The sequence below is a fragment of the Alteribacter lacisalsi genome, from assembly GCF_003226345.1.
Classification (GTDB): Bacteria; Bacillota; Bacilli; order Bacillales; family Salisediminibacteriaceae; genus Alteribacter; species Alteribacter lacisalsi.
This window is the reverse complement of the sequence record NZ_PDOF01000003.1, coordinates 450,196-463,499: the sequence shown is the minus strand read 5'-3', so window position 1 is coordinate 463,499 and position 13,304 is coordinate 450,196. Positions and strand designations below refer to the sequence as shown.

General features: G+C 51.3%; 11 protein-coding genes. All 11 read left to right on the top strand.

What is annotated here, in order from left to right:
* Positions 1-353 precede the first annotated feature (353 nt).
* Complete coding sequence (locus CR205_RS17050; RefSeq protein WP_110521346.1) at positions 354-851, top strand: NADH-quinone oxidoreductase subunit J; 498 nt, start codon at positions 354-356, stop codon at positions 849-851.
* 1 nt (position 852) lies between these two features.
* Positions 853-1,161, top strand: a complete 309-nt coding sequence (gene nuoK / locus CR205_RS17045; RefSeq protein ID WP_110521345.1) for an NADH-quinone oxidoreductase subunit NuoK — start codon at positions 853-855, stop codon at positions 1,159-1,161.
* Positions 1,162-1,228: 67 nt separating this feature from the next.
* On the top strand, positions 1,229-3,088 hold the full coding sequence (gene nuoL, locus CR205_RS17040; protein ID WP_110521344.1) for an NADH-quinone oxidoreductase subunit L: 1,860 nt from the start codon (positions 1,229-1,231) through the stop codon (positions 3,086-3,088).
* Positions 3,085-4,614: a complex I subunit 4 family protein gene (locus CR205_RS17035; RefSeq protein WP_110521343.1), complete on the top strand. Its 1,530-nt coding sequence runs from the start codon at positions 3,085-3,087 to the stop codon at positions 4,612-4,614. The genes nuoL and CR205_RS17035 overlap by 4 nt, the downstream gene beginning before the upstream one ends.
* 7 nt (positions 4,615-4,621) lie before the next feature.
* Positions 4,622-6,115 carry an NADH-quinone oxidoreductase subunit N gene (locus CR205_RS17030; RefSeq protein ID WP_110521342.1) on the top strand — a complete coding sequence of 498 codons (1,494 nt, stop codon included), beginning with the start codon at positions 4,622-4,624 and terminating at the stop codon, positions 6,113-6,115.
* Positions 6,116-6,742: 627 nt separating this feature from the next.
* Positions 6,743-6,973 (top strand): DUF1146 family protein, encoded by a 231-nt coding sequence (locus tag CR205_RS17025; protein WP_236634877.1) that lies wholly within the window; start codon positions 6,743-6,745, stop codon positions 6,971-6,973.
* Between the two features lie 156 nt (positions 6,974-7,129).
* Positions 7,130-7,912: a YwmB family TATA-box binding protein gene (locus CR205_RS17020; protein ID WP_161524823.1), complete on the top strand. Its 783-nt coding sequence runs from the start codon at positions 7,130-7,132 to the stop codon at positions 7,910-7,912.
* A gap of 33 nt (positions 7,913-7,945) precedes the next feature.
* A complete protein-coding gene (gene murA / locus CR205_RS17015) occupies positions 7,946-9,271 on the top strand; it encodes a UDP-N-acetylglucosamine 1-carboxyvinyltransferase (protein WP_110521339.1) in 1,326 nt (441 codons plus the stop codon).
* Positions 9,272-9,833: 562 nt separating this feature from the next.
* Positions 9,834-10,868, top strand: coding sequence for a stage II sporulation protein D (gene spoIID / locus CR205_RS17010; protein ID WP_110521338.1), 1,035 nt, complete (start codon positions 9,834-9,836; stop codon positions 10,866-10,868).
* Between the two features lie 606 nt (positions 10,869-11,474).
* Positions 11,475-12,260 carry a M23 family metallopeptidase gene (locus CR205_RS17005; RefSeq protein WP_110521337.1) on the top strand — a complete coding sequence of 262 codons (786 nt, stop codon included), beginning with the start codon at positions 11,475-11,477 and terminating at the stop codon, positions 12,258-12,260.
* 633 nt (positions 12,261-12,893) lie between these two features.
* Complete coding sequence (gene spoIIID, locus CR205_RS17000; protein WP_110521572.1) at positions 12,894-13,178, top strand: sporulation transcriptional regulator SpoIIID; 285 nt, start codon at positions 12,894-12,896, stop codon at positions 13,176-13,178.
* Positions 13,179-13,304: the final 126 nt, after the last annotated feature.

Below are 13,304 nucleotides of genomic sequence, written 5' to 3'. Positions count from 1 at the left end.
CCAAAAGCAGAAGCCGCCCCTGAAAAGCAGGCCGGCGAAAACCGCGAAACCCTGAAAAAAGAAAAGAAAACCGAAACAGACGGCTCAGAAGAAACAGCTGCCGTGAAAGAAGTACAGAAGCCCCGGGAGAAAAAGGGGGCCGGACAACAGACGGAAGTGGAGGCGCCTGAAAGTAAGGTGTCCGAAACGAAAAAGCCGGAAGAGGGAGCACCGGCACAGAAGGAACCCGAAGTGAAGGCTCCGGAAGAAAAAGCTGAAGTGAAAAATACGGGCGATCCTATTCCGGAAGAAAAGAAAGCCGAAGCAAACAATCAGGTCGATCCGAAGCCGGAAGCGAAGGGGAGGGAGGACCAGTGAGCGCACAAATGATCTTTTTCCTCATCCTCGGCACGATCGTGATCGCCTGCTCGGTTCTCGTCCTGATCCTCAGGAAAATATCCCACCGGATCGCCGCTATGGCGTTTGCGTTTATGGCGATCGCCGGTCTCTACTTCCTCCTCCGGGCGGAATTTATCGGCATCATTCAGATCATGGTCTACGTAGGCGCTGTCTCGATTCTGTTCGTATTCGGGATGATGCTCACCGACCACCGGTCCGCCGGGTTCGGTCCGGAAAGAAGCCGGCTGCATAAGGTTGTGAGTTTTGCGGGAGTGGGGGCTCTTCTCGGTGCAATCCTTTACGGGGTGCTTCAGGCGGACTTTGCCCCGAACGACAACCCATACGTGGGCACGCCTGAAGCGATCGGTCTTGAACTTTACGGAAACTACCTGATTGCCTTTATCGGTGTCGGTGTGCTCCTTCTTGCCGCGCTCACCGGCGCGGTCGTGCTGGCGAGAAAGGAGGCGGAGTAGTATGGTTTCTCTGAATCTGTTTCTGGCTCTCGCCGCCATCCTGTTCTGCATCGGGCTATACGGTGTGCTCACAAGACGGCACCTCGTCATTATTCTCGTCAGTATTGAGCTTATGCTCAATGCCGTCAATATTAACCTTGTGGCATTTTCCAGTATCGGTCCGTTTGCGAGTATCACAGGTCAGGTGTTTACGATGTTTGTAATCACCGTTGCCGCAGCAGAAGCGGCTGTGGGCCTTGCCATTCTGATTGCCCTGTACCGAAACAGATCATCTATCGACGTCATCAAACAGGACCTGCTCAGATGGTAACCGAAGCGTTTGACCCAATCCTCGTCCGGCAGTACCCTGCGGGCGAAAAAGAGAAAAAGGTGATGGTATGTTACAGAATGCCTGGCTGATCCCTGTTTTTCCCCTGATCGCCTTTCTCGTGCTGCTTCTTGGCGGCAGACGGCTTTCGGGGGCGTCCTCATATATCGGTATTACAGCACTCGCCGCATCCTTGGCGCTATCTGTCATCGTTCTGTTTGATCGGATCGGCGGGGAGACATATGGCGCCACAGTAAGGTGGCTGACGATCGGATCGGTGGACGTGACGATGGGCTTTGAAGTGACGGCGCTTAACAGTATGATGCTGTTCGTGGTAACCGCTGTGAGCCTCCTCGTCCATGTCTTTTCGAAGCGCTACATGGCAGGAGACGCACGAATTCACGTGTTTTATGCGTATCTGACGTTTTTCACATTTTCAATGCTCGGTCTCGTACTCGCGCCGAATCTGCTCCAGCTGTTTATCTTCTGGGAGCTCGTGGGGCTCTGCTCGTTCCTCCTTGTTGGCTTCTGGTATTTCAAAAAAGAAGCAGCGGACGCAGCGAAAAAGGCGTTTCTCGTCACACGGATCGGCGATGTGGGGCTCCTCGTCGGCCTCGTGCTTCTGTTCAACGCCACAGGAAGTTTTGAGTACGGTGCTGCCTTCAGCGCAATTGAAAACGGGGAAGTATCCGGTGCGATGGTCACAGCAATTGCGCTCTGCATTTTCCTCGGCGCCGTCGGGAAAAGCGCCCAGTTTCCGCTGCACGTGTGGCTTCCGGACGCCATGGAAGGTCCAACACCGGTCAGTGCCCTCATTCACGCCGCCACAATGGTGGCAGCAGGGGTTTACCTGGTCGCTGTTGCGTACCCGGTGTTTCTCGCTTCCGGTACAGCGCTGACGGTCGTCGCCTATACCGGTGCCGTGACCGCGGTATTTGCCGCATCGATTGCCCTTGTAAATACCGACATTAAGCGGATTCTCGCCTATTCAACGGTCAGCCAGCTGGGTCTGATGATGCTGGCGCTTGGGACAGCTGGCTACGTGGCCGGACTGTTTCATCTGATGACCCACGCGTTTTTTAAAGCCCTTCTGTTTCTGGCAGCCGGCTCGGTAATTCTCGCTCTTCACCACCGGCAGGACATCAACGGCATGGGCGGACTGTGGAACCGGATGCGGATTACCTCCGTGACGTTTCTGATCGGGGCGCTGGCGATTGCCGGGATTTTTCCCCTCGCCGGGTTCTGGAGCAAGGAAGCGGTCCTAGCCGCGGTATGGGCAAACGGGGACATGGTTCTGTTTACGCTCGCAGCTGTGACAAGTCTTCTGACTGCTTTTTATATGTTCCGCCTGTTTTTCAAAGTGTTCACCGGTTCATACAGGGGAGAGGGAGAAGCACCGAAAGAGCAGGTGCGGACGATTACCGTTCCGCTCGTGGTCCTTGCCGGGTTCGCGGTCACTGCCGGCTTCGTTCATCTGCCGTTTAATGGCTACTGGCTCGAAGGCTTTTTAACCGGCGGGCTGGCATACGGCGAACAGGCACACGCAGGCATCGGCCTGGCAGCAGTCTCGCTTCTGCTTGCGGCAGCTGGAATCGGTCTCGCCTGGCTGCTCTACAAAGGCGGCAGGAACCTGGAGCTTCAGGCAAAAATGCCGGCAGTCCACCTGATTCTTCGAAACAAGTATTTTATTGATGAATTCTATTCAGCGGTGATCGTCAGGCCGCTCCTCATGCTGAGTCGCCTTTTCTCGGCAGCGGATCGCCAGATCATTGACGGTACGGTCAACCTCGCCGGTCGCCTGACCTTTTACACAGGAAAAGAAGCAGGCAAACAGCATAACGGACAGCTGCAGACATACGGTCTTGTGAGTGTGGCCGGCGGCCTTGTCCTGATTGCAGCCGCGTTTATGGTTAGGGGGTACTTCGGATGACTGGAAATCTATTAAGCATTCTTGTCTTTCTTCCCCTCGCCGGGGCGCTCGTGCTTCTCGTTTTACCGAAGGAACAAAAGCAGCTGATCCGTTCGTTTGCCGGAGGAGTCGCTGTAATGGCATTTCTCGTTTCCCTGATCGTGTGGAGCCGGTTCAGAGGGGCTGCCGGGGGAATCCAGCTCGGAGAAAGCTATTCCTGGATTGATTTCGGTCTCGTGCAGCTCCGTTATGAGCTCGGCGTCGACGGACTGTCCATGCCGCTGCTTGTCCTCACGACCCTTGTGACGGCGATTGCGGTCTTTGCCTCATTCCGGATCGAGACGAGAGTGAAGGAATACTTTGCCTGGATGCTGGTGCTCACCACCGGACTGCTCGGTGTGTTTACGGCTCTGGATATGTTTTTGTTCTTCCTGTTTTTCGAGCTCACCTTAATCCCGATGTTTTTTCTGATCGGCATCTGGGGAGGAAGCGAACGGAGCCGTGCGGCATTCAAGTTTCTCCTTTATACGGGTCTTGGCAGTGCCGTTATGTTTGTCGCCTTTATCGCTCTCGCCTTTAAAGGGGCAGAGGCGACGGCTTTTGCAGAAACGACGTTCAACATGATCGTGCTGGCTGACATTTTTGCCAATCCGGCGAATCCGGAAGTGCTCAGTTCCGCTGTAAGAACCGGACTGTTTGTTGCCATTTTCCTTGCCTTTGCGGTCAAACTGCCTGTTTTCCCTTTCCATACGTGGCTTCCGGCCGCCTACACACAGGCTCCGACGGCGGTCACGATGATCCTTGCCGGTGTGCTCTCCAAAATGGGAGCGTACGGGCTGATTCGGATCGGTTACGGCATTCTGCCGGACCAGGCGGCCAATTTCGCCTTGGTGATTGCGGTTCTCGCGGTCGTTAATATCGTTTACGGTGCTTGCCTGGCGCTGGTCCAGTCGGATCTGAAGACGCTCATCGCCTACGGAAGCATGAGCCATATGGGAATTATCCTCCTTGGCGCCGCTTCCCTGACCGAAGCAGGTATGCAGGGGGCCATATTCCAGATGGTATCCCACGGGATTATCGCCGCACTTCTGTTTTTCATCGTCGGTGCCCTGTACGAGCGGACGAACACGAGTACCATCTCAGAGCTCGGCGGCCTGTCCAAATCGGTGCCGGTGCTTGCCGGATTCATGCTCGCTGCAGCGATGGCATCCCTCGGGCTGCCCGGTCTGTCAGGCTTTGTGAGCGAACTGCTCGCCTTTATGGGCATCTTCGGCGCAGCCGAACTGATCCCCGCCGCCTACTGGATTGGCGGTATTGGCATACTCGGGATGATCCTGACAGCCGGATATCTGCTCTGGGCCGTTCAGCGGACGACATTCGGCAGCATGCGAGAGCAGTTTAAAGGGCTTCCTGACGTGCGGCCGGCTGAGTACGTGCCCCTTATCGGGCTGCTTGGACTGAGCCTTCTGATCGGCATTTATCCGAATCTGTTAAGCGACATCATCAATACAACCGTCATTGAAATGATTACGAGAGCAGGAGGGTAACGTCAGAATGATAAACTATACAGCAGACTGGTCGCTCATGACACCGGAAATCGTTCTTGCCGCCTTTGCCCTGCTCATCTTCACGATCGATTTCATGACCGGGGTAAAGGGAAAAAAGCCGTTCACCGGCCATTTGAGTATTATCGCCCTCCTGACTGCGGCTGTTTTGACCGCTGTTAGTAACGGCACCGGTACAGGAGGCATCGGGGATATGTTCCTCGTCGACCCGATGTCCACTGTGGTCAAAATCATGATTCTTCTTGGTGCAGCGCTCGTCATCGGCATTACGATGTATTATGTGGACCGCCACGACGATATTTACCAGGGGGAGCTATACTCGCTCATGCTGTTCGCAGTGATCGGGGCGATGATCATGGTATCCTCCGCCGATCTGATTACGCTCTTTATCGGACTTGAGCTCCTCAGCATCAGCGCATACTGCATGACCGGTTTCAGGCGCTACCGGAAACAGTCCTCGGAAGCGGCGGTCAAATATATCGTTCTCGGAGGAACAGCATCGGCCTTTATTTTGTACGGCATGTCGTTTCTGTACGGCCTCACCGGCACAACGAGCCTTACGGTAATCGGAGAGGGGATCGGCGACCTTTTTGCCGCATATCCGTTCCTCGTCATGATGAGCCTGCTGTTTATCCTCGGGGGCTTTGCCTTTAAAATGTCCGTCGTTCCGTTTCACATGTGGGCGCCGGACGTGTACGAAGGAGCACCCACACCGGTTACTGCGTTTTTATCGGCCATCTCCAAGGTGGCGGCATTTGCGATCGTGCTCCGCGTCTTTTTTACCGGATTCGGCGGGATCTATGAGGAGTGGGCGTTTCTCATCGGTGTGCTCGCTGCCCTTACGATGCTGGCCGGAAGTCTCATCGCCCTGCCTCAGCGCAACGTAAAGCGGCTCATGGCCTACTCGGGCATTGCCCAGGCCGGCTTTCTGCTCGTCCCGCTCGCCGCTGTTACGACAGCAGACCTTGCGATAAGCGTATTTATGTTCTACGCCGCAGCGTATATGCTCATGACCCTCGGTGCCTTTGCGGTCATCACGATTGTGACAGAGGCTGCAGACTCGGAGGACGTGAGCGGATTTACGGGGCTCTACTACCGGTCGCCGTTTCTTGCGTTCAGTATGAGTGCGTTTCTCATCTCCCTTGCCGGCCTGCCCATATCCGCAGGATTTATCGGTAAAGCCTGGATTTTCTTTCATACCGTTTCAGCGGGGATGATCTGGCTGGCAGTAGTGATGGTCCTGGCTACCGTCATTTCCTTCTTCTATTATTTCCGCATCATCCAGCGTCTGTTCGTGCGCAGTGTGGACACCTCCGCTGCGGAAGCAGAAGTCGCCGCAGCACGGGAGCCGGGGGCTCCGGTTGCTGTATCACCGGGCATGACAGTGGTCCTGGCAGTAACACTGGCTGGAACGGTCGGACTCGGGATCATCCCGTTCCTTCTCACAAACTGGTTTACCACACTGCAGTGGCTCAGTTTTTAGGAATAGGCTGTTAAAACTTGATGTTTATCATTCTAAAGTTGATTGCAGCGAACGTGCGACACTCCTGTGGGAACAGCGCCGGCTCAAGCGGTGCCCGTGGAAAGGGAGCGCACAGAGCGGAAATCAACAATAAACTTTAACAAAGTTTAGTGGTAAAATTTTGACGGAACGGACAAAAAAAGAACCTGCTCTTCGGACAATGTTTTTATAGAACATTGACAGGAGCAGGTTCTTTTTTATGGGTCTTTCGTATGGATAAAGGTGGGCTATTTGAGAGCAAATGGAACTGTTTTCCTCTTTTTTTGCAAAAATACCGTTTTCTATCCGAAAGAAGTTTACAATTGTGTTACAAGTGATAATTAGTATACTACAACCTGAAAAAGAGACGCTGAGACAGCCTGATCACAAAAATGAAAACCAGACGCGGAAATGTTTGAAAAAAGTTGATTTTTAGGGAAAAAAGCCGTAGCAATTGTGTTGAGAATTCGTTAAGATAGGATTTGTGAAGTTTATCGGCACTGTTATCAGGTAACGTTTTAAATTACCACAGTTAGTACATAGACTTCAACAAAAACTTATTCAGACGAAAAGCTGCGGCTTGCGTCGATGTGGGAGGAAACAGAAGCTTTGGAACAGTTCGGTCAGCAAGCGTTAGTCAGTCTGTTCGTGAATATTGTTGTACTCGTCACGGTATGGTGGTCACTGCAGACGTTTAAATGGGATCTGTTTGTTGCTGATCCCGACGGACCGAAGGCAAAAGCCCTTGTCATCCTGGTCGCCATCGCGATCACACATCTTGTCAGCAGCTTCCTGTTGAATTATTTCAACTGGTCAACGATGCTCAGACACCTTTTTTAGCAGCAGCAGTCAGTACATGCACAGAAAAAATCCTTCTGATGCCAGAGGGCAGAACCTGTTGCAGAACGTGTCGTTCTTTAGCTTTTAATTCCATGTATGTGCACTGTCTTAAAGGCAACAATGCTAATAAGAAGACTCGTGCATGGGGGAATTAAAATGGGGAACGTTTTAGCGGTTGCAGCAGCGGCAGGAATCCTGCTTTTTGCTTTCTTTACCGGTCATCAGACGGCGACAATGCAGGAAAAAGACAATCAGGCATATTCACCCTTACAAACAATACAGCAGATCAATAATAAAATGACGGAAAACAAAATCCGGACCAATCGCTGGCATATCTATTCCAGAAGTGAAGGGACAGAAACGCTGTCCCGTAAGGAAATGGATTCATTTACCGAATCGTATATGGACGAGCTGGATATGTTCACCTGGTCAAAAGCCGGTCAGGAACATGGAAACAAGGTTTGGGAAGGAAAAAGAACGGATATACATTCAAATGTAACTGAACGGATGGTACTGACGTCTATACGAGTTGCAAAGAATGAATACCGGGCATATCATGCCTATGACGCATCAATGCTCCCCATCTCACCAGATGGAAAGTCCGCGTTCTCACTGCTTTTTGACACACAGCAATCACCGGAATGGATGAAGCACTCCGAATTTTTTGTTCGTGCGGAAGGCATAGGTACAGGGGACAAAGCAGCTTCTTTAGAAACATGGGGACAAGAAATTGCAGACACATTTACAGCAACGGTCACTGAGCATTTGAACGAACCAACATTTGTTTCATTATCCGCAAACACCCCTTTATGGGACGGAGGATTTGAAACAGACGGCGGTCCAATGAACCTGCAGATCGCTTTAAGAGCTGCGCAGGACGGAATGGGCGGCAAAACAACCGTCACAATTGGAACGCCGATAATTACGGCTGAATATTAATAAGTATAGAAACTGGACGCGGAGGGGAATACGTTGGAAAAAATCATCGTCCGCGGTGGAAGGCAGTTAAGCGGCAGTGTTCGTATTGAAGGTGCGAAAAACGCCGTATTGCCTGTCATCGCAGCATCCATCTTAGCTGGAAAAGGAAAAAGCAAAATTTATGATGTGCCAGCCCTGGCTGATGTATACACCATTAACGAAGTTTTACGAAACCTTAATATTGATGTGAGCTACGAAAACGGCTCCATTGAAGTAGATGCAGAAAAGCAGCTCAAGACAGAAGCACCGTTTGAGTATGTAAGAAAAATGCGTGCATCGTTCCTGGTCATGGGACCGCTTCTGGCCCGTGTCGGCCACGCGCGGATCGCGCTTCCGGGAGGCTGTGCAATCGGCTCCCGTCCGATTGACCAGCACCTGAAAGGTTTCGAAGCAATGGGAGCGAAGGTCGAAATTGGTAACGGCTTTATCGAAGCCAAAGTGGAAGACAAACTTGTCGGAAACAAAATTTACCTCGACTTCCCAAGTGTAGGCGCTACGGAGAACATCATGATGGCGGCTACAATGGCAGAAGGCACAACCGTTATTGAAAACGCGGCCGAAGAACCGGAAATCGTGTGTCTTGCTACTTACCTTAATGGTATGGGCGCAAAAGTACGCGGTGCAGGTACAGGAACAATCCGCATCGAAGGCGTGAAGGAACTTCACGGTTCCGAGCATACGATCATTCCTGACCGAATCGAAGCCGGAACGTTTATGATTGCCGCTGCAATTTCAAAAGGAAATGTTCTGCTTGAGAACGTAGAGCCGGAGCACCTTCGTCCGCTCATCTCCAAGCTGAACGAAATGGGCGTCATCATTATCGAGGAAAGCGACGGCATTCGTGTCATCGGACCGGAGTCACTAAAGGCTGCCGACCTGAAGACGATGCCTCACCCTGGCTTCCCAACGGACATGCAAGCCCAGATGATGGCTCTCCTTTTAAAAGCAGAAGGTACAAGTGTGATCACGGAAACAGTATTTGAAAACCGCTTCATGCACGTGGAAGAATTCCGCCGCATGAACGGAAATATTAAAATTGAAGGCCGGGCCGCGATTGTTTCCGGACCGAATGACCTTCAGGGCGCTGAAGTGGCAGCCACTGACCTGAGAGCAGGCGCAGCACTCGTTGTAGCCGGCCTCGTAGCGGATGGCTACACACGAGTAACGGAACTCAAACATATCGACAGAGGCTACGTTGACTTTGCCGGCAAGCTGAAAGCACTCGGCGCCGACGTAGAGCGCATTTACGAAGCGCAGGAAAACGAACTCGAAAATCTTGAAGCTCCGGCTCCTTTGAAAATGGATCCGAACTTCGCTTGAGAAAATCGCTATAATCAATCTAAATGATCCAGCACGCACCTCCGGGAGAATGAACCCGGAGGTTTTTTTTGTGCCTGGAGCTGAATCCGTGGTGCGATATATTAAATAAGAAGAAACTCGGAGAAACAGGGATGATTGGTATATCTAGCCTAGGACATTTTCGTGAGCTCGTTCGACACCAGCGTAGTTTATTCGATTATTTTCCGGGAAATATGCGGTTTCGCTTTTGGGGAATATGGGTAAGGGATTTGTCGTTTTGTGAAGGGGGCAGTGGGCGTGGCCTTGACTCACACAGCTCTTCTGCAAGCCCGGTGCTGTCTTCGTTGCTTATGCAGGCGCAACTGGCCGCAAGTGATAGATTTCATACAGAGTGAGCAGGTGAAACAGCTTATTACGGGGAATCACGGGCGGATTGGTTCTAGCAAATTTCAGGTGAGAGATAGTATAAAACCGTGTAATTCTGTTCTAACTGGTACTAGAGAGACATAAATATTTACCAGTACGACAGGCACGAACAAGTGCCGGCAAGTACTTTAAACAGAAGGGACGGGAGACACACTTAATGAAGCCGTTTTTACTTGCAGGACTCATACTCATGGGCATAATTCTCTTGCTGCCCTCACTTTTAGTCGTCTGGCTGTCGGAACATGATGTTTCGCAGGAAGCAGTAGAAGTAAGCGCACCACTGCCGGAAACAGACGAGCAGGCGGACACCGCGCCTTCGCAGGAGACAGAAGAACCGACTGTTGCTGTTTTCAGATCCCAGCAGGATAAGATTGAACACGTTGATTTTGAAACCTATGTAGCAGGGGTAGTCGCATCGGAAATGCCGGCCTCTTATGAGGAGGAAGCGCTCAAAGCGCAGGCGCTCACCGCCAGAACCTACATTGTGCGTCAGCTGACCGCACCAAATGACATCCACGTCCCTGAGGGAGCTGATGTTACCGATACGGTGATGCATCAGGTCTTCCAGAACGAATCGGAGCTTAAGGAGCGTTTTGGAAACAACTACGATGAGATGATGGGAAAAATTAAACACGCCGTTGCGGCCACCAGCGGTCAGGTAATTACGTATGAAGGCAGCCCAATCACGGCCACCTTCTTCTCAACGAGCAACGGATATACCGAAAACTCGGAAGAATACTGGGAAAACGAAATTCCGTACTTACGCAGTGTAGAAAGTCCGTGGGACAAATCCTCACCCCGTTTCGACGGTGAAAAAATAGTCAGCTATCAGGATATTCAGGAGAAGCTTGGTGTGTCCGTCTCTGCAGAAGGATCGATCGGTGAAGTAGTGGAACGGACAACCGGTGGCCGTGTAGCAAAAGTCCGCTTCGGCGACAAAGAGTTCACCGGCAGGGAAATCAGGGATAAGCTCGAACTGGATTCGAGCGACTTTTCTTGGGAACGCCACGGAGGCGACCTGCTCTTTAAAACGAAAGGCTGGGGCCACGGCGTCGGCATGAGCCAGTTCGGAGCCGACGGCATGGCGAGGGAAGGCAAAACCTACAAGGAAATCATTCACCACTACTATCACAACGTGGAGATCGAAAGCACCGATCAGGTAATTGGGGTGGCGATGGCTGACAGCCAGTAGGTGCTGATACAGAGTTGAAGGCGGAGCGGCGGCTCCGTCTTTTTTGTTACTTTTGAGTGGGCTGGGTCTGGGAAGTTTGGTTTCGCGACCTAATGCCGCTCGGGGGAGGAGTTAAGTCGTAAAAAGGAGAGTATCACGACCTAATGCCGCTCGGGGGAGGAGTTAAGTCGTAAAAAGGAGAGTATCACGACCTAACGCCGCTCGAGGGAGGAGTTAAGTCGTAAAAAGGAGAGTGTCGCGACCTAACGCCGCTCGAGGGAGGAGTTAAGTCGTAAAAAGGAGAGTATCACGACCTAATGCCGCTCGGGGGAGGAGTTAAGTCGTAAAAAGGGGAGTATCACGACCTAACTCTGTTAGAGGGAGAAGTTAAGTCGTAAAAAGGAGAGTATCACGACCTAATGCCATTCGCGCGCTGAGTTATGTCGCGAAAAGCAGCCTATCCTGCCTCCGCTCCCCGATGCATACCTCCGCAGCCATCTATCCCCTCGCCTGCATCCCCCGAAAAACCCCCGCCACACAGGGTTTTTCCACCTGTAAAATAAATTTTTTGAAAAATGTATATAATCCTCGCAATTTGATCAGAATGGTTGCTGAGGTGATGATCAAATGAATCAAGAAGAAAAACAAGGTTCCAAAGTGGACCAGCTCAAGGCGAATATTAAACGCCTAATGAAACAACGCTGGGCAGTCCCGGCGCTCTATCTCACGCTTGCTGCAGTTGTACTTACTGGTTTTATCTGGCTCTCGACAACAAGTGAGGATCTGTCTCAGGAAGACTATAACCAAGACTCCGAGTTTGACGTAAACGAGCCTGGTGAACAGGGGTACGAAGATGAAGACGCAGTGCCTGTAGCCGTTCAGAATGAAGTATTTGAAATGCCAGTTCTGGATGAAAACGAAGTCAGTGTGGTAGGTAACTTCTACTCAAGCGAAGATTCTGCCGAGGAGCAGGTCGAGGCCTTAATCCAGTACAATAACTACTACTACCAGAATAAAGGTGTCGACTTTGCATCAGACAACGGCGAAAGCTTTGACGTATCCGCTGCAATGAGCGGTACGGTTGTCAAATCGGAAGAAGACGCGCTGTTCGGCCACGTGGTTCACGTCGAACATGACGACGACATTCTTTCCATCTATCAAAGCCTTGAAGGCGTGCTGGTTGAAGAAGGACAGACAGTCAAGCAGGGTGATGTTATGGCCCGCGCAGGACGTAACCTCTTTAACACAGATGCCGGTGTCCATCTTCACTTCGAAATCCGCAAAAACGATGTGCCGGTCAACCCGCTCGAGTATATGGAGCAGCCGCTCACATCCCTGCCGGATGTAGATGAAGATCACGCTTCAGGAAGCGAACAAGCTCCTAAAGCACCAGTCGATCATCTCGAAGGATAATATGACACGCGTCTTTGGCAGCCGGACGTTAAACGGCGGCCGGTGAAAGAAGGAAACACAGCACTACCGTTAGACTGAAAACAAGAATTGCAAATGAAGCACCATTAACGACAAAACAGACAGGCTTACACGTTGCTCAAATGAAACAGAACTGACAGACGATGATTGTGTAATTCCAACTTAAGCACCAGCTTTACTCAGGTACCTTCAATGCCGGAGTAAGGAACAAAGCCAGCCCCCACCGCGTCCGGGGGCTGGCTTTTATTTTCCGGAATAACCTGTCCATTCTCCGGAATTCCCCCTTCATATTCCGAAATTACCAAAAAAATCTTACGGCATCGCCATTCCTACCGCGTCCGGAAATCATGCAAAAGAAGAACCGTCCCCAAATAACAAAACGGTCTCTTTCAGGGCTTGTGAACTTTTTGTGCATATATGTGCAAACACCTTAATAAAATTTAACAAACCTTACCACAACATTGAAAAGGTCGTTCAAGGAGATAGCGAGTGTTGACAGGCAGCCTGTTTGTACCTGGGAACGCAACCACCACCATCAGCACGAACAGACAACTTATGGGTGGCTGTCTTTTTCTCCGTCTTTTTGAACCTAGAAACATTAGGGAGGCGAGAGGTGTGCACGATTACATCAAAGAGAGGACAATCAAGATCGGAAGGTACATCGTCGAGACGAGAAAGACAGTGAGAACGATCGCGAAAGAATTCGGCGTTTCCAAAAGTACAGTTCATAAGGATCTGACCGAACGGCTTCCTGAAATTAACCAGGAGCTCGCAAACGAAGTAAAGGAAATCCTCGAGTACCATAAGTCCATCCGGCACCTTCGTGGCGGAGAGGCAACGAAAGTTAAGTACAAGAAAAACCATTCAAGCGGCAAGAAGATGGCAGAAGCGAAAAGCTGACGCCGGAGTAACAGCCTTGTTTTTTTCCCCGAAGGGAATGGGCTGTGTGGGGCCTTTGAACCACCGGACGGGCGATGAAAATAATAAAGGGAGGTGCATGCGGCAAAACGATCCAAAGCCGGGCGC

Bases quoted from the DNA above. Each gene is read 5' to 3' on its own strand.
- CR205_RS17020 (WP_161524823.1), top strand. From the start codon at position 7,130: ATGGGGAACGTTTTAGCGGTTGCAGCAGCGGCAGGAATCCTGCTTTTT.
- CR205_RS17030 (WP_110521342.1), top strand. From the start codon at position 4,622: ATGATAAACTATACAGCAGACTGGTCGCTCATGACACCGGAAATCGTT.
- CR205_RS17005 (WP_110521337.1), top strand. From the start codon at position 11,475: ATGAATCAAGAAGAAAAACAAGGTTCCAAAGTGGACCAGCTCAAGGCG.
- nuoL (WP_110521344.1), top strand. From the start codon at position 1,229: ATGTTACAGAATGCCTGGCTGATCCCTGTTTTTCCCCTGATCGCCTTT.
- CR205_RS17035 (WP_110521343.1), top strand. From the start codon at position 3,085: ATGACTGGAAATCTATTAAGCATTCTTGTCTTTCTTCCCCTCGCCGGG.
- nuoK (WP_110521345.1), top strand. From the start codon at position 853: ATGGTTTCTCTGAATCTGTTTCTGGCTCTCGCCGCCATCCTGTTCTGC.
- spoIID (WP_110521338.1), top strand. From the start codon at position 9,834: ATGAAGCCGTTTTTACTTGCAGGACTCATACTCATGGGCATAATTCTC.